Source organism: Streptomyces sp. NPDC051921 (assembly GCF_040680975.1).
Lineage (GTDB): Bacteria > Actinomycetota > Actinomycetes > Streptomycetales > Streptomycetaceae > Streptomyces.
This window is the reverse complement of record NZ_JBFAXU010000027.1, coordinates 82,841-98,788: the sequence shown is the minus strand read 5'-3', so window position 1 is coordinate 98,788 and position 15,948 is coordinate 82,841. Positions and strand designations below refer to the sequence as shown.

The window sequence follows — 15,948 nt, the reverse complement described above, 5'->3', positions numbered from 1 at the left end:
AGCGCCCGGAGCAGTCGCGCGTACGACGAGATCACCGAAATGTTCGTCGACCTCTGCCCCGATGTCGCGATACCCAAGAACGCGGGGCGCTGGATCGGCTCCGTCCAGCGCCGGATGGCGAAGGCGGGCGAGCACCGGAGCGCCTCGGCCGTGAAGCTGATCATCGCCGCCACCGCGGCCCATCACGGCCTGACCGTCCTCCACGACGACGTCGACCACCGCACCGTCGCCCGGCACGCGGTCGACCCGAGCGAGCACAGCGTCCGCGACGGCGGGCCGGGCGTGGGCCGGGCGAGGCCGCGACGGCGGGCCGGCCGGAGCCTCGCCGGGATCCGGTCAGGGGCGCCAGAGGCCGTCCGCCGTCAGCCCGAGCAGCTCGATCGCGTTGCCGCGCACGATCCGCTCGACGACGTCCGGCGCGAGGTGGCCCATCTGCGCCTCGCCGACCTCGCGGGACTTGGGCCAGGTGGAGTCCGAGTGCGGGTAGTCGGTCTCGTAGAGCACGTTCCCGACCCCGATGGCGTCCAGGTTCCGCAGGCCGAAGGCGTCGTCGAAGAAACAGCCGTAGACGTGCTCGGCGAACAGCTCCGACGGCGGGCGCAGCACCTTTTCGGCCACGCCGCCCCAGCCCCGGTTCTCCTCCCAGACCACGTCGGCGCGCTCCAGGATGTACGGGATCCAGCCGATCTGCCCCTCGGCGTACATGATCCGCAGGTTCGGGAACCGCTCGAACTTCCCGCTCATCAGCCAGTCGACCATCGAGAAGCAGCAGTTGGCGAAGGTGATGGTGGAGCCGACGGCCGGCGGGGCGTCGGCGGAGGTGGACGGCATCCGGCTGGACGAGCCGATGTGCATGGCGATCACGGTGCCGGTCTCGTCGCAGGCACGCAGGAACGGGTCCCAGTGGTCGGTGTGGACCGAGGGGAGCCCGAGGTGCGGCGGGATCTCGGAGAACGCGACGGCCCGGACCCCCCGGGCCGCGTTGCGCCGCACCTCGGCGGCGGCGAGCTCGGGGTCCCACAGCGGGATCAGGGTCAGGGGGATCAGCCGGCCGCCCGCCTCGGGGCCGCACCACTCCTCGACCATCCAGTCGTTGTAGGCGCGCACGCCGAGGAGACCGAGTTCACGATCGGCGGCTTCTGTGAAGGTCTGACCACAGAACCGGGGGAAGGTGGGGAAGCAGAGGGCCGACTGGACGTGGTTGACGTCCATGTCGGCGAGCCGCTCGGGCACGGAGTACGAGCCGGGCCGCATCTGCTCGTAGGTGATGACCTCCAGGCGGATCTCGTCGCGGTCGTAGCCGACGGCGGTGTCGAGCCGCGTGAGGGGGCGGTGCAGGTCCTCGTAGACCCACCAGTCGCCTATGGGGCCTTCGTCCCCCTTGGCGCCCATCACGGGGGCGAACTTTCCGCCCAGAAAGGTCATTTCCTTCAGCGGCGCGCGGACGATCCGGGGGCCAGTGTCGCGATAGCGGGACGGGAGCCGGTCCTGCCAGACGTGCGGGGGCTCCACGGTGTGGTCGTCCACCGAGATGATCTTGGGGAAGCTCTCCATGCGTTTCACGGTAGCGCCGATCTGACGATCCGTCAGCTATTGTGCTCCCCGACCGCCCCGGAACCGCCCCGGAACCGCGCGGGAACAGCCCGGGAACGGCCGACCCGATGCTGACGCACCCCCTCCGGACAAGGCAGACTGTCTTGGGCGAAACCAGCGGTACGGGCAGGGGGAGCTAATGGACCGTGAGAACGGGCCGCGCGTTCCGGAGCAGCGGAATCCGGCGACGGGCCCCGGCGGAACCGGCACCGAGCCGGCCGCCGAGCCGCGCTCGAGCACGCCCGCGACGGGCGCCGGGCAGGGCTCCGGTATGCCCGGAACGGGCACCGGGCCGCACTCCGGCGCACCCGGAGGGGCGGGCTCGACGGCACGCCCGGCGCAGGCGGGCGGGCCGTCCGGCCGCCTGCGGTTCGGCGTGCTCGGGCCCGTGCGCGCAGCGCGGGGCGGGCAGGCCCTGCCCACCGGTTCGCCGCAGCAGCGCGCCCTCCTCGCCGCACTGCTGCTCCGCGACGGCCGCACCGCCACCGCCTCCGAGCTCATCGACGCCATCTGGGGCGAGGAACCGCCCTCGCAGGCCCTGGCCGCCGTCCGCACCTACGCCTCCCGGCTGCGCAAGATCCTCGACCCCGGTGTCCTCGTCAGCGAGTCCGGCGGCTACGCCATCCGCGCCGGGGCCGGCGGCACCGACCTCGCCGAGGCCCACGAGTTCGCCGCCGAGGCCGAGAAGCTGCGCGTCGCCGGGCAGCGCGGGGCCGCCCGCGACCGCCTGAACGAGGCGCTCGCCCTCTGGGACGGCGAGGCGCTCGCCTCCGTGCCCGGGCCGTACGCCGACACCCAGCGCACCCGCCTGGAGGAGTGGCGGCTCCAGCTCCTGGAGACCCGGCTCGACCTCGACCTGGAGGTCGGCGCGCACGCCGAGGCCGTCTCCGAGCTGACCGCGCTCACCGCCGCGCACCCGCTGCGCGAGCGCCTCCGCGAGCTGCTGATGCTCGCCCTCTACCGCTCCGGCCGACAGGCGGAGGCGCTCGCCGTCTACGCGGACACCCGCCGCCTCCTCGCCGACGAGCTGGGCGTCGACCCCACGCCCGAGCTGTCCCGGCTCCAGCAGCGCATCCTCCAGGCCGACGCCGAACTCGCCCGCCCGGTCGAGGAGCAGGCCCCGGCCGCCGCACCGGTCGCCCGGCCCGCCCAACTCCCCGCGACCGTGCCCGACTTCACCGGACGCTCCGCCTTCGTGCGCGAACTCGGCGACCGGCTCGCCACGGCCGAGGGCTCCGTCATGGCGGTCTCGGCGCTCGCCGGCATCGGCGGCGTCGGCAAGACCACCCTCGCGGTGCACGTCGCCCACGAGGCCCGCCCGCACTTCCCCGACGGGCAGCTGTACGTCGACCTCCAGGGCGCCGGCTCGCGCGCGGCGGCCCCGGAGACGGTCCTCGGCGCCTTCCTGCGGGCCCTCGGCACCCCCGACTCCGCGATCCCCGACTCCCTCGACGAGCGGGCCGCGCTCTACCGGTCCACGCTCGACGGCCGCCGGGTCCTGGTGCTGCTCGACAACGCCCGGGACGCCGCCCAGATCCGCCCGCTGCTGCCCGGTACGGCCGGCTGCGCGGCCCTGGTGACCAGCCGGATCCGCATGCTGGACCTGGCGGGGGCGCACCTGGTGGACCTGGACGTGATGTCGCCGGAGGAGGCCCTGCAGCTCTTCACCCGGATCGTGGGCGAGGAGCGGGTGCGGGCGGAGCGCGAGTCGGCGCTGGACGTGGTCGCCGCGTGCGGCTTCCTGCCGCTGGCGATCCGCATCGCCGCGTCGCGCCTGGCCGCGCGCCGGACGTGGACGGTCTCCGTCCTGGCCGCCAAGCTGGCCGACGAGCGGCGCCGCCTCGACGAGCTCCAGGCCGGCGACCTCGCGGTCAAAGCCACCTTCGAACTCGGCTACGGCCAGCTGGAACCGGCCCAGGCCCGCGCCTTCCGCCTGCTCGGCCTCGCCGACGGGCCGGACATCTCGCTGGCGGCGGCCGCCGCGGTCCTCGACCTGCCGGAGTGGGAGACCGAGGACCTCCTGGAGGCGCTCGTCGACACGTCGCTCCTGGAGTCCGCGGCCCCCGGCCGCTACCGCTACCACGACCTGGTGCGCCTCTACGCGCGTGCGTGCGCGGAACGCGACGAGCACCCCCCGGCGGAACGCGACCTGGCCCTCTCCCGCCTCCTCGACTTCTACCTGTCGACGGCTTCCCGGGTCTACGCCATCGAGCGTCCCGGCGACCGCCTCGTCGACCACCTGGAGCCCACCCACTACGAAGGCCTCACCTTCACCGACCGCCACGCCGCCCAGGACTGGCTCTACGCCGAGGCCAACTGCCTCCTCGCCTGCGTGCGCCAGTCGGCCACGACGCCGGGGACGCTGCGGCGCGCGGTGGACCTGTTGTGGGCGGCGCTGGACCTCGCGGAGTCGGGGGCGAACTCGAAGGAGTACGAGGCGGTCTCCGCCGCGCTCCGGGACGCCGCCGGAGCGCTCGGCGACAGCCGCGCCGAGTGCCGCGCCTCGATCACCCTCGCCTACGGCCACCACGTGTCGGGCCGCTTCGACCAGGCGGCCGACGAGGCCCTGCTCGCCATGGGTCTCGCCGAGTCGGTGGGCGACCCGCTGCCGCTGTGCTGGGCGCGGAACATCCTCGGCGTCATGGCCTTCTACCAGAACCGGCACGACGAGGCCGAGCAGCACTTCACGCGCGCCATCGAGTACTTCCGGAGCTGCGAGGACCTGGCCGGCGAGGCCAGCGCCCTGTGCAACCTGTCCAGGATCCACCTGATCACCGACCGCACGGACAGCGCGGTGCGCCTCGCCCAGCAGGGCACCGAGATGTACGACGCCCTCGGGCACGCCCTCAAGGGCGCCAACGGACGCTACGCGCTCGGTGTCGCGCTCACCCAGAGCGGCCAGTTCCGGGCCGCCGCCGAGCGCCTGACGGAGGCGCTGGAGGTGTTCCGCGACAGCCGCCAGCGCCTCTGGGAGGGCATGACCCTGTTCCGCCTCGCGGAGGCCGAGGTCACCGAACGGCGCTACGCGCAGGCGGCGCTGGACGCCGAGATGGCACTCACGGTGCTGCGCGGCATCGGCGGCGAGTGGCGCCGGGGCAATGTCCTGACCGTGCTCGGCCGGGCGCTCAACGGGATAGGCCAGACCGGCCGCGCCGAGGTCTGCTGGCGCGAGGCGCTGGAGGTCTTCGAGGCGCTGGGGTCGCCGGAGGCCGTGGTCGTCCGCGGCCTGCTCAATCCCTCGGCGGTCGCCTGAGCTGCGTGGACTGGGCGTTCATCGTTCGTTTATCGCCACCCGGCATGCTCATGAGCAGTCGATCCGTCGCGTCGGGGGGCACGCGGGTCGCCGATGAGGCCGTCGCTCCGACGCATTAGGGTGAGCGGCCCTGAACAGAGACCCGTCCGGCCGTCCACGGGGGAACTGCCGGACGGGTCCTTCAGCCCAACCCACTCTGCAGCGACGAGAGGTTCACGAACGTGAGCGACGAGCAGCCCACCGTCCCGGGCAACATCCACATCACCGGTGGCGACGCCGGCGACATCACCACCAAGAACATCCACATCACCGACGGCGAGAACACCGCCGCGGAGATCGCCGAGAAGATCGGCATCCACGTCACCGAGGGCGACCCGCTGGCCGCATCCGCCGACTCCGGCGCCGTGACGACGGAGAACATCCACATCACGTCCGAGCCGGCCAAGCCGGCCATCTGAGCCGCACGCCACGGGGACGGTTCCGGCGACGCCATCGGGGGAGTCGCCGGGACCGAGCGGGGCGGACGGAGCGCGGGGCCCGGGGGCGCCCGAGAGGACCGGGGGGAATCCTCGGGCAAGGGCCCACGCGCACCGGACGACCCGACGAGGAGGGGCCGGGCTTCAGCCCGGCCCCTCCGTCATGCCGAGGACCACGCCATGAAGGAGGAAGCCGGGGAGCTCGTCGAAGGGTGGGGCTCCTGCGCTGACGTTCCTGTTCCCGTCCGACGACCGGCACGGCCGGAGCGTCGGGGACGTCGTGCCGCTGATCGGCTTCGGCTGCCACCTCGCCTTCGCCCTCCACCCGACCATCGGCTTCGTGATCCGGCCGGCGGATACGGCGATGCATCGACCTGACGAAGTACCCGACAGCCCCTCGCACTCGCGTTCGACCTAGGTCAGGATCGATCACGTCCGGTACGGCAGGTGGTGGGGACCGCCCGCCGACCAGGGCGAGGCACGCCAATGCGCGCGCAGGGGGGAGGGCCCGGGCCGGAGGAATCCGGTCCGGGCCCTTTGGTCCGCGGGACCGGGCGCGACGTCGCGGGCGTCCCGCGCGGCCAGGAGCCGTCGCCGGGTCAGCCGCGGGAGCGCAGGGCGCCCTTCACCACTTTCCCGCTCGCGTTGCGCGGAAGCTCCGCCACGAACTCGACCTCCCTCGGGACCTTGTAGTTGGCCATCTCGCGGCGCGACCAGGCGATCAGGTCGTCCGCCGTCACGCGCGCACCCGGTCGGCGGACGGCGAAGGCCTTGCCGACCTCGCCGAGGCGCGGGTCCGGGACGCCGATGACGGCGACGTCGGCGATGTCCGGGTGGAGGCCCAGGAGCTGTTCGATCTCCGCCGGGTACGCGTTGAAGCCGCCGACGATGAACATGTCCTTGATGCGGTCGGTGATGCGGAGGTTCCCGGAGCCGTCCAGGACTCCCACGTCGCCCGTGTGCAGCCAGCCGTCCCCGTCGATCGCCGCCGCCGTGGCCTCCGGGTCCTCGAAGTAGCCGCTCATCACGTTGAAGCCCCTGACCAGGACCTCGCCCTCGTCCGACAGGCGGACCTCCGTGTCGGGGATCGCGCGGCCCGACGTCCGCGCGACCACCTCCGGCGCGTCCCCCCGGCGGCACATCGTCACGATCCCGCTCGCCTCCGACAGGCCGTACGCCGTCAGGACGGTGGCCACCCCGAGCTCGCCCCGCAGCCGTTCGACCAACTGCAACGGCACCACGGCCGCGCCCGTGACGACCAGGCGGAGGGTGGACAGGTCGTGCGCGGCGCGGGACGGGTGGTCCAGCAGCGACTGGTGGAGGGTCGGCGGGCCGGGCAGGACCGAGACGCGTTCGGCGGCGATGTTCGCGAGGACCGTGTCCACATTGAACACGGGCTGCGGGATCATGACCGCGCCGCGCAGCAGGCAGGCGATGACGCCGGCCTTGTACCCGAAGGTGTGGAAGAACGGGTTCACGATCAGGTAGCGGTCGCCCTCGCGCAGGCCCGCCAGCTCGCTCCACACCTCGTAGCAGCGCAGGGTCTGCTCGTGGGTGATCACGGCGCCCTTCGGGCGGCCCGTCGTCCCCGAGGTGTAGATGATGTCCGAGGGGTCCCCGGGAGAGATGCCCTCGGAGCGCGCGCGGACCTCCTCCGCCCGCACCCCGTCGCCCTCCGCCAGGAAGGACTTCCACGTCACGTATCCCGGCTCGTCCGGCGCCGTGTCACCGAACACCACCACCCGTTCCAGGTCGGGCAGTTCCACGCCGGCCCGACGCAGCGAGGCCACGTACGAGGTGCCGAGGAAGGTGCCCGTCACGAAGAGCAGGCGCGACCGGGACCGCGCCAGGACGTCCGCCGCCTCCGTGCCCTTGAAGCGCGTGTTCAGCGGGACCAGCACCGCGCCCGCCGTGACCGCGCCGAGCGCCGAGACGATCCAGTCCAGGGTGTTGGGCGCCCAGACCGCGACCCGGTCCCCGGCCCGCACGCCGGTGGCGAGGCACGCGGCCGCCGCCCGTTCGACGCGGGCGCCGAGTTCGGCGTACGAGACACGGGTGCGGCCCTCCACGACCGCTTCCCCCGGCCCGTACCGCTCGGCCGCCCAGCGCACCAACTCCGGTATCGAGCCGTACTCCATCGTCCGCCCTCCCGCCGGAAACCCGTAGCTGACTATCCGTCAGATTAGCTGTAGCCTGACGCGCTGTCAGCAATGCGGACGATCGAGGGGATTGCCGTGCTCAAGGACCGCACAGCCATCGTCGGGATAGGCCAGACACCCTTCGCCAAACACCTCCCGGAGTCCGAGAAGGCACTCGCCTGCCGGGCGATCCTCGCCGCACTCGACGACGCCGGGATCGCGCCCTCCGAAGTCGACGCCTTCGCCTCGTACACGATGGAGGAGACCGACGAGGTCGAGGTCGCCAAGGCCATCGGCGCCGGCGACGTCACCTTCTTCTCCAAGGTCGGCTACGGCGGCGGCGGTTCCTGCGCCACCGTCGGACACCTCGCCGCCGCCGTCGCCACCGGGCAGGCGAGCGTGGGCGTGGCCTGGCGCTCCCGGAAGCGCGGCTCCGGGCCCCGGCCCTGGAAGAACACCCAGGTCCAGCTGCCGACCCCCGGCCAGTGGACCCGCCCCTTCGGACTCGTCCGGCCCGCCGACGAGATCGCCATGCTCGCCCGCCGCTACATGCACGAGTACGGTGCCACCCGCGACCACCTCTTCAACGTCGCCCTCGCCTGCCGCAACCGGGCCAACCAGAACCCGGCCGCGATCATGTACGAGCGCCCGCTGACCCGCGAGATGTACATGACCTCGCGCTGGATCAGCGAACCCCTCTGCCTCTTCGACAACTGCCTGGAGACCGACGGCGCGCTGGCCTGCGTCATCGTCTCCGCCGAGCGGGCCCGCGACTGCCGGCAGAAGCCCGTCTACGTCCATTCCGTCGCCCAGGGGCTGCCCGCCCAGCACCACGGCATGGTCAACTACTGGAACGACGACCCGCTCTCCGGCCCCGCCTGGACCGCCGCCCGTCACCTGTGGAAGACGGCCGACTTCGGCCCCGAGGACGTCGACGTCGCCCAGATCTACGACGCCTTCACCCCCCTCGTCCCGCTCTCCCTGGAGGGCTACGGCTTCTGCGGGCGGGGCGAGGGCGGCGCCTTCACCGAGGGCGGGGCGCTGGAGATCGGCGGCCGGCTGCCCGTCAACACCGGCGGCGGCGGGCTCTCCGAGGCGTACGTCCACGGCTTCAACCTCATCAACGAGGGCGTGAAACAGCTCCGCGGCGTCTCCACCGCCCAGGTCCCCGACGCCGCCACCTGCCTCGTCACCGCCGGCGAGGGCGTCCCCACCTCCGCGATCCTGCTCCGAGCCTGAGAAGGAGGGCCCCATGGGCCTGCTCACACCCGTCATCGACGAGGACGGCGCCCCCTTCTGGGAGTACGCCGCCCGGGGCGAACTGCGCGTCCAGGCCTGCGCCGCCCCCGACTGCGGCGAGCTCCGCTTCCCGCCCCGGCCCTGCTGCCCGCACTGCGGGTCCTTCGACAGCGCGTGGCGCCCGATGTCCGGGCGCGGCCGGATCTGGTCCTTCGTCGTCCCGCACCCGCCGCTGCTGCCCGACTACGCCGCCCAGGCCCCGTACAACGCGGTCCTCGTCGAACTCGCGGACGCCCCGCGCATCCGCCTCGCCGGCAACGTCGTCGCCGCCCCCGACGCGCCCCTGAACTCCGTCGACCCGGCCCGGCTGCGCATCGGCGCCGCCGTGAAGGTCGCCTTCGCCGAGATCGGCGGCGTCACCGTGCCCCGATGGCTCCTGGAGCGCGCATGAGCACCCCCGGCATCACCGTCGAGCGGGACAAGGAGCACGGGACCGCCGTCGTCACCCTCGACCGGGCCGACAGGCACAACGCCCTCACCCTCGACATGGCCCGTCGGCTCGGTGAGGTCTGGCGCGGCTTCCGCTACGAGGACGAGGTCCGGGCGATCGTCGTCACCGGCGCCGGCGGGCGGGCCTTCTGCACCGGCATCGACCGCACCGCCGCCGCGGACGTGCCCCAGCCCTCCTCCCCGTACACGATCGACGACCCCCTCGTCGCCATCGGACCCAAGGCCAACGACCTGTGGAAGCCGGTCGTCGCCGCCGTCGAGGGCATGGCCTGCGGAGGCGCCTTCTACCTGCTCGGCGAGGCCGAGTTCCTCGTCGCCGGCGAAGGCGCCGAGTTCTTCGACCCGCACACCACGTACGGCATGGTCAGCGCCTTCGAGACCATCCACATGGCGCAGAGGATGCCCTTCGGCGAGGTCGCCCGGATGGCCCTGATGGGCACCGCCGAGCGGATCTCCGCGCGCCGGGCCTACGAGACCGGGCTCGTCAGCGAACTCACCCCGACGGGTGAGGCGCTGGCGGCCGCCCGCCACGCCGCCGCGGTCATCGCCGGCTACCCGACGGAGGCCGTCCAGGGCACCGTACGGGCCCTGTGGTCGGCCAAGGAGGCCGCCCGCGCCCAGGCACTCGCCCACGCGCCGCACCTGGTGACGCTCGGCAATCTGCCGCCGGAACGGCAGGCGGAGCTGTTCACCCGAAGGGGCGGCGGGCACCGGATCCGTTAGCAGCGCGAAGGTCTGGCCGGTCAGCTGCTCGGGGAGGCGGTCGCGGAGGCGGTCGGAGTGGCGGTCGGGGAGGCGGTCGTCTCGGCGCGCACGTCGTACACGTAGCACTTCGTCACCCGGCCGACGACGCCCGGCGCCGTCATCGCGATCTCGAAGTTCTTCGACTCCTTGCTCGCGATCGTGACCCGGGTCTCGGCCCGGTCCACCGCCGTGCCGGTCCTGTCCTTGAACTCCAGGGTCACCAGATAGGTGCCCGACTCCCAGTTCCGCGAGACGATCCGCAGCGTGGCGGTGGTGTCGGCCTTCCGGGCCGGCTTGCCCTTGCGCTTCTTCTGCGCGGGCTTCACGCAGTCCACGACGACGACCTCGACACCCCGCTTCGGGTACGTGCTCGGATCGGACGTGGGGGTGGACGTCGAGCCGCCCACGCTGCCCGAGCCGTCGTAGTCGTCGTAGTCGTCGTTCTTCTTCTTGGAGCTGGAGCAGCCGCCGCCGCTGCTCTTGCTCTTCCCCGACCTGCTGCTGCTCTTCCCGCTGCCGTGGCCGCCGCTGCTGCTCGTCTGGAATCCGGTCAGCGCGAGCACGACCACCGTCAGCGTGGCCGCAAGCTTCAGCCTGGTGCGGACCATGACCGCGCCTCCTCGTTCGTCCCGGCGTGTGCGCGTCACCCTAGACGGTGCCGTTCCGCCACCTGGCAGGCACCCCGCACCCGGCGTAGCGTCGTGATCGAGACCCGGACCGAAGGAGGCCGCTCGGTGATCCGCAACATCGTCGGCTCGGTCCTGGCACTCGCCGGAGCGACGGCCGCCGTATGGAGCCCCTTCCGTGCCTGGTACGACGGCCGTCACGGTAGCGCCTACCGCATCGAGGACCTGTTCGCCGGTATCACCGACGTCAGGGCCGAGGTGATCGGCTCGATCCTGCTGCCCTTCGCCTTCGCCGCCCTGGTCACGGTCGTCGGCGTCGTCCTGCGCTCCCGCGCGCTCGTCGCCCTGGCCGGGGCCGTCGTGCTCGGTTTCACCATCCTGTGGATGGTGCGGGTCGGGCAGGCCGAGGGCAGCCTCGGCGTCGGCTCCTCCGGCGACGGCCTCGGCGACGGCGTCGCCCTGGCCTTCGGGGGCGGGCTGCTGCTGGTCCTCGGCGCGGTCGTCATGTCCGGCCGGGCCCACGCGCACGCCACCCGGGTGGGCCGGGGCCCCGCGCACGCCCGGACCACGCCCGCCGCACCGCCGCCGGAGCAGGCAGCGCCGCCGTCCTCGGACGTGCCGTGGGACCCGGGGCGCGACGAGACACCGCCCGCCCCGGAGCACCGGGCGTAGCCGCTACGCGCCCCGGTTGGTCGCCGTGCCCTTCACCGCGTCCAGCGCGTAGACGCAGCGGTCCTTGCTGCACGCGTACACCACACCGTTCCTGGCCACCGGCGAACCGGTGATCTCGCCACCGGTCGCCAGCTTCCAGCGCAGCTGCCCGCCGCTCGCGTCCAGGGTGTACAGCACGTGGTCGGCCGAACCGAAGTGCACCCGGCCGTCGGCGACCACCGGGGAACCGATCAGCTCGCCCCCCGCCGCGAACCGCCACTTCGGCGTGCCGGTCACCGCGTCCAGGGTGTACAGGGCACTGCCGCTGCCCACGTGGACGTTGCCCGATGCGACGAGCACCGGCTCGGTGGACTGACGCGGCTCGGTCGCGATCCGCCAGCGGTCCTTGCCGGTCGTCGCGTCCAGCGCGTACACCGTTCCCAGGTGGTCGGCGAGATAGACCCCGCCGCCCGTGACGGCCGGACCCGGCGCGTAGGCCGGCGGCGAGACGAACACCGCCGGCGCCTCGAAGTGCCAGCGCACGTGCCCGCTCGCGACGTCCACGGACAGCACCCGGGTGCCGGCCGCCACGTACACGCAGCCGTCCTCGGCGGGCGCGACCCGCACCGGCACGTGGGCGCAGGAGGCCGCGTCGCCGATCGGGTACGACCAGCGCTCCACGCCCGTCCGCGCGTCCAGGGCCTGCAGCCGGGCGTCCCGCCACACGTACACGGTGTCCCCGTGCACGGACGGCCCGCCCTCGACCGTCTCGAAGTCGGTCTGCGCGCCGGTGACCTCCCACAGCTTGGCGCCGTTGGAGGCCTCCCAGGCCTGCACGCCGCCGCCGCGGGTGCCGGTGACGACGGTGCCCCGGTCCACCTGGAGGGAGTACACCCAGGAGTCCGTGTGCAGCCGCCAGCGCTCACCGCCGTCGTGGGCGTCGAGCGCGTAGAGGGTGGGCCCGTCGGAGGCGTGGATACGGCCCTGCGCCACCACCATCGACCAGGCCACGTCCCGCGTCTTGAACTGGCGCCGGCCGCTCGCCGTGTCCAGGGCGTGCACCTCGAAGGACGTCACGTAGAGCAGGTCGCCGTCCACGACCGGAGTGCCCCACACATCGTTCGACATGCGGAAACGCCACGGCCGCCAGTGCCCCGGCGCCTCGGGCGCCCGGCCCGTGGCCTGCGAGGTGTGCTGCGCCTCCGGCGCCTGGGAGGGGCCGGGCAGCGGGCGGGAGCCGGGCGGCGGTCCGGGCTCGGCCCCGAACGCCCCGCCGCCGGGCGGGCGCACCCAGCCGGTCGCGCCGTCGGCCGCGGCCCCCGCGCCGACGGCGACGGCCGCACGGGTGTCGGCGACCCGGGGGCCGGGGCCGATCGGCACCGCGGCGCCGGCCAGCCGTACGGGGCCGGAGGAGCTCGGCTCCGCCTGCCCGGCGTGACGTCCGCCGCCGCGCGGGTCGCCGCTCCGGTCGGCGGGCTCGCGCGGCGGGCGCGGCGGCATCGGCGGGGCGGGCGGGGGCGGCGGCGTGGGGCGGCCGCCACGGCGGGTCTCGATCATGGCGACGGCGCTCTGCGGCAGCCAGGCCGCCGCCGTGCCGCTGTCGTCCTCGCCGGAGCCGAAGAGGTGCGGGGCGAGCATGGCCTGCAGGTCAGCGGGGGTGGGGCGCCGGCTGACGTCCATCTGCATGCACGCGTCGATCAGCGGCCGCAGCTCGTCCGGCAGCCCCTCCAGGTCCGGGCCCTCGCGCAGCAGCATGAACACCGTCTCCACCGGATTGGCCCCGTGGAAGGGCGCGTGCCCGGTCGCGGCGAACACCAGCATCGACCCCAGCGAGAAGACGTCGCTGGCGCCGGTGACGCTGCGCGAGTCGCGGGCCTGCTCGGGAGACATGTAGGCCGGGGTGCCGACGGCGACGTTGGTCATGGTCAGGCGCGTGTTGGACACGCCGGACGCGATGCCGAAGTCGATCACCCGGGGACCGTCCTCGACGACGAGGACGTTGGAGGGCTTGAGGTCGCGGTGCACGAGGCCGGCGCCGTGGATCGACTGCAGGGCCTCGGCGACGCCGGCCGCGAGCCAGCGCACCGCCTGGGCCGGGAGCGGCCCGCACTCGTTCACTATCTCCTCGAGGGAGGGCGCGGGCACGTACGCGGTCGCGAGCCACGGCACGGCGGCCCGCGGGTCGGCGTCCACGACGGCCGCGGTGTAGAAGCCGGAAACCGCCCGGGCGGCCTCCACCTCACGGGTGAAGCGGACGCGGAACAGCTGGTCCTCGGCGAGCTCCGTCCGCACGGTCTTGATCGCCACGCGCCGCCCGGACGCCGAGCGCGCGAGATACACGAGGCCCATGCCGCCCGCACCGAGCCGGCCCAGCACCTCGAAGGGCCCGATCCTTCTCGGGTCGTGCTGCGTCAGCTGCTCCACTTGCCTGCCACCTCCCCGTAGGGCCATGAGATTACGGCCCCGTGGACCCTGATTGTTCCTGTCCGGGGCGGTGGTTGCGAACCCGGGGGCGGATCGGGGTGTTGCCACGAAAACGCACCCTTGTGAGTGATCGTACGTTTGCGTGCGCAGAAATACGGTCGCTGACATGAATGTCAGGGCGTGCCCGCGGCCGCCGCGAGGCCGGGCGGGGCGGGTTCAGCCCTCGTCGGCGGGCTCGGGCGGCTCCGCCAGGACCGCGAAACGGGCGCTCTGGTTGTCGTGGAGGACCGCGATGCGGCCGTGCGGGGTGTCGAAGGGCTCGGTGGCGACGCGGCCGCCGAGACGTACCGCGGTGGCGCAGGTCTCGTCGCAGTCGCCCACGGCGAAGTAGACGAGGACGTGGCCGGGCATCTCGGCGGGGAAGCGGTCGGTGATCACGGCGCGTCCGCCGAAGGCGGTGTCGTCGCCGGGGCGCGAGCCCGGTGGGGACCAGACGCGGTAGTCGAAGCCGCCCTCGCGGCCCTCCGCGCCGGGGTCGACCTGGCTGCCGAGCCAGCCGAAGACGGTGGCGTAGAAGGTGTCCACGGCCTCGGGCTCGCGGGTGTAGACCTCCATCCAGCAGAAGGCCCCGGGCCGGTTCGTCACCTCGAAGCCGTCCTCGTCACCGGACTGGCGCAGTCCGAAGACGGCGCCGCCGGGGTCGGCCGCGAGGGCCATGACGCCGAAGGGGCCGACGGGATACGGCTCCATGACCATCTGGCCGCCCGCCGCCTTGATCCGCTCGGCCACGGTGCCTGCATCGGAGGCGGCGAGGTAGACGGTCCACGTCGTGGGCATCCGCCCGTCCCGCTTGGGCAGCAGCCCGGCGACCCGGCGCCCCCGGAGCAGGGCCTCGTCGCGGTCGGGGTCGAAGCTCCACCCGAAGAGCTCACCGTAGAAGCGCTTGCCCGCCTCGAGGTCGGGAAGCTGCGCGTCCACCCAGCACGGGGTGCCCTGTGCGAATACGCCCATGGCTCCAGGATGGAGGGGCGCCCCGGGCACCGCACCCACGCAGATCACGCCGAAAGCGAACATTTGCCCTTGAACGACCGGCAGAGCCCTTGCCCTGCTTGGTTTGTCCACCGAAGTTGTCCACAGGCTGTTAATAAGCCCAACGAGGAGCGGGCGGGGTTCCGGGAAGCCCGATGGCCCCGGCCGGCGGCCCTGCCCGAGGCCCCGGACAGGCCCCGGACAGGGGCCCCGGACAGGCCTCGACAAGGGCCTCGGGCGGGCTTCGGGCAGAGCTCGGGCGGAGCTAGGGCAGAGCTGGGGCGGGCCCAGGACGGGCCTGGGACGGGCCCAGGACGGGCCTGGGGCGGGCCTGGCAGGCACTGGGGAGGCTCTGGTGAGGGCTCCGGACAGGCCCTGGTGAGGCGCCTGCGAGGGGGGTGCACCCCATTTGCAGTCGGCCGAATCGCGCGCCGATCACCCCTCGGTAAGCTGACGGCATGACAGGACAAGTACGCACCGTTGACGGCCGCGTGGCCGGACGACGCGGCCAGGCGACGCGGCAGAAGCTGCTCGACTGCCTCGGCGAGATGCTCAGCTCCTCGCCCTACCGGGACGTCAAGGTCATCGACGTGGCCCGGAAGGCGGGTACTTCACCCGCGACGTTCTACCAGTACTTCCCTGACGTCGAGGGCGCCGTGCTCGAGATCGCGGAGGAAATGGCCAAGGAGGGAGCGGGGTTGACGGAGCTGGTCTCCGGTCGCTCCTGGGTCGGCAAGGCCGGCTGGCAGACCTCCGAGGAACTGGTCGAGGGATTCCTGGACTTCTGGCGCAAGCACGACGCGATCCTGCGGGTGGTGGACCTCGGGGCCGCGGAGGGCGACAAGCGGTTCTACAAGATCCGCATGAAGATCCTGAACTCGGTCACCAACTCCCTGACGGACGCGGTGAAGGAGCTCCAGTCGAAGGGCAAGGTCGACAAGGACATCAGCCCCGCGGCGATGGCGGGCTCGCTGGTGGCCATGCTGGCGGCGGTCGCCGGCCACCAGAAGGGCTTCCAGACCTGGGGCGTGAAGCAGGCCGAACTCAAGCCGAACCTCGCCCTGTTGGTGCATCTGGGGATCACGGGCAAGAAGCCGACGAAGTAGTCCCCGCGAGCACCTGGCTCACTTCACCCGTCCTGTCGCGCCGGCGGCGGTCCGTTTCCGTACACCCGGGGTACCGAAGTACCCCAGGAACGGAAACGTGACCGCCGCCGGTGTCTTTGCCGCCCTTCCTCGCGCCGCCTTCTTCGCGCCGCCTTCTTC

Annotated in this window: 12 protein-coding genes; 7 read left to right on the top strand and 5 right to left on the bottom strand. The window is 73.1% G+C overall.

What is annotated here, in order from left to right; all coding sequences use genetic code 11:
* Positions 1–336 precede the first annotated feature (336 nt).
* The gene (locus AB0M16_RS30535; protein ID WP_365348653.1) at positions 337–1,554 is read right to left on the bottom strand and encodes an amidohydrolase family protein; all 1,218 of its coding nucleotides are present in this window, start codon (positions 1,552–1,554) and stop codon (positions 337–339) included.
* Between the two features lie 178 nt (positions 1,555–1,732).
* On the opposite strand from AB0M16_RS30535, the gene AB0M16_RS30530 reads away from it, so the two are divergent.
* Entirely contained in the window at positions 1,733–4,846 is a 3,114-nt protein-coding gene (locus tag AB0M16_RS30530; RefSeq protein WP_365348651.1) for a BTAD domain-containing putative transcriptional regulator, read from the top strand.
* A gap of 221 nt (positions 4,847–5,067) precedes the next feature.
* Positions 5,068–5,304 (top strand): hypothetical protein, encoded by a 237-nt coding sequence (locus AB0M16_RS30525; RefSeq protein WP_365348649.1) that lies wholly within the window; start codon positions 5,068–5,070, stop codon positions 5,302–5,304.
* 617 nt (positions 5,305–5,921) lie between these two features.
* Here AB0M16_RS30525 and AB0M16_RS30520 read toward each other — a convergent pair.
* A complete protein-coding gene (locus tag AB0M16_RS30520) occupies positions 5,922–7,460 on the bottom strand; it encodes a FadD3 family acyl-CoA ligase (RefSeq protein WP_365348647.1) in 1,539 nt (512 codons plus the stop codon).
* 72 nt (positions 7,461–7,532) lie between these two features.
* Here AB0M16_RS30520 and AB0M16_RS30515 point away from each other — a divergent pair, with 72 nt between their 5' ends.
* Genes AB0M16_RS30515 through AB0M16_RS30505 form a run of 3 tightly spaced genes read left to right on the top strand, consistent with a single transcriptional unit; the run spans position 7,533 to position 9,932 of the window.
* Positions 7,533–8,699, top strand: a complete 1,167-nt coding sequence (locus tag AB0M16_RS30515) for a lipid-transfer protein (RefSeq protein WP_365348645.1) — start codon at positions 7,533–7,535, stop codon at positions 8,697–8,699.
* A 13-nt stretch (positions 8,700–8,712) separates the two neighbouring features.
* A complete protein-coding gene (locus AB0M16_RS30510) occupies positions 8,713–9,150 on the top strand; it encodes an OB-fold domain-containing protein (protein WP_365348643.1) in 438 nt (145 codons plus the stop codon).
* On the top strand, positions 9,147–9,932 hold the full coding sequence (locus AB0M16_RS30505; RefSeq protein ID WP_365348641.1) for an enoyl-CoA hydratase/isomerase family protein: 786 nt from the start codon (positions 9,147–9,149) through the stop codon (positions 9,930–9,932). Before AB0M16_RS30510 ends, AB0M16_RS30505 begins: the two co-directional genes overlap by 4 nt.
* Positions 9,933–9,952: 20 nt before the next feature.
* Here the strand turns inward: AB0M16_RS30505 and AB0M16_RS30500 are convergent, their stop codons facing one another.
* Entirely contained in the window at positions 9,953–10,561 is a 609-nt protein-coding gene (locus AB0M16_RS30500) for a hypothetical protein (RefSeq protein WP_365348639.1), read from the bottom strand.
* Positions 10,562–10,687: 126 nt separating this feature from the next.
* On the opposite strand from AB0M16_RS30500, the gene AB0M16_RS30495 reads away from it, so the two are divergent.
* Positions 10,688–11,251, top strand: coding sequence for a hypothetical protein (locus AB0M16_RS30495; RefSeq protein WP_365348637.1), 564 nt, complete (start codon positions 10,688–10,690; stop codon positions 11,249–11,251).
* Positions 11,252–11,254: 3 nt separating this feature from the next.
* Here the strand turns inward: AB0M16_RS30495 and AB0M16_RS30490 are convergent, their stop codons facing one another.
* Together AB0M16_RS30490 and AB0M16_RS30485 are read right to left on the bottom strand one after the other, a co-directional pair.
* Entirely contained in the window at positions 11,255–13,654 is a 2,400-nt protein-coding gene (locus tag AB0M16_RS30490; protein WP_365348635.1) for a PQQ-binding-like beta-propeller repeat protein, read from the bottom strand.
* A 216-nt stretch (positions 13,655–13,870) separates the two neighbouring features.
* The gene (locus AB0M16_RS30485; protein ID WP_365348633.1) at positions 13,871–14,665 is read right to left on the bottom strand and encodes a VOC family protein; all 795 of its coding nucleotides are present in this window, start codon (positions 14,663–14,665) and stop codon (positions 13,871–13,873) included.
* Between the two features lie 476 nt (positions 14,666–15,141).
* Between AB0M16_RS30485 and AB0M16_RS30480 the strand changes: the two genes are divergently transcribed.
* Complete coding sequence (locus AB0M16_RS30480) at positions 15,142–15,789, top strand: TetR family transcriptional regulator (RefSeq protein ID WP_365348631.1); 648 nt, start codon at positions 15,142–15,144, stop codon at positions 15,787–15,789.
* Positions 15,790–15,948 lie beyond the last annotated feature (159 nt).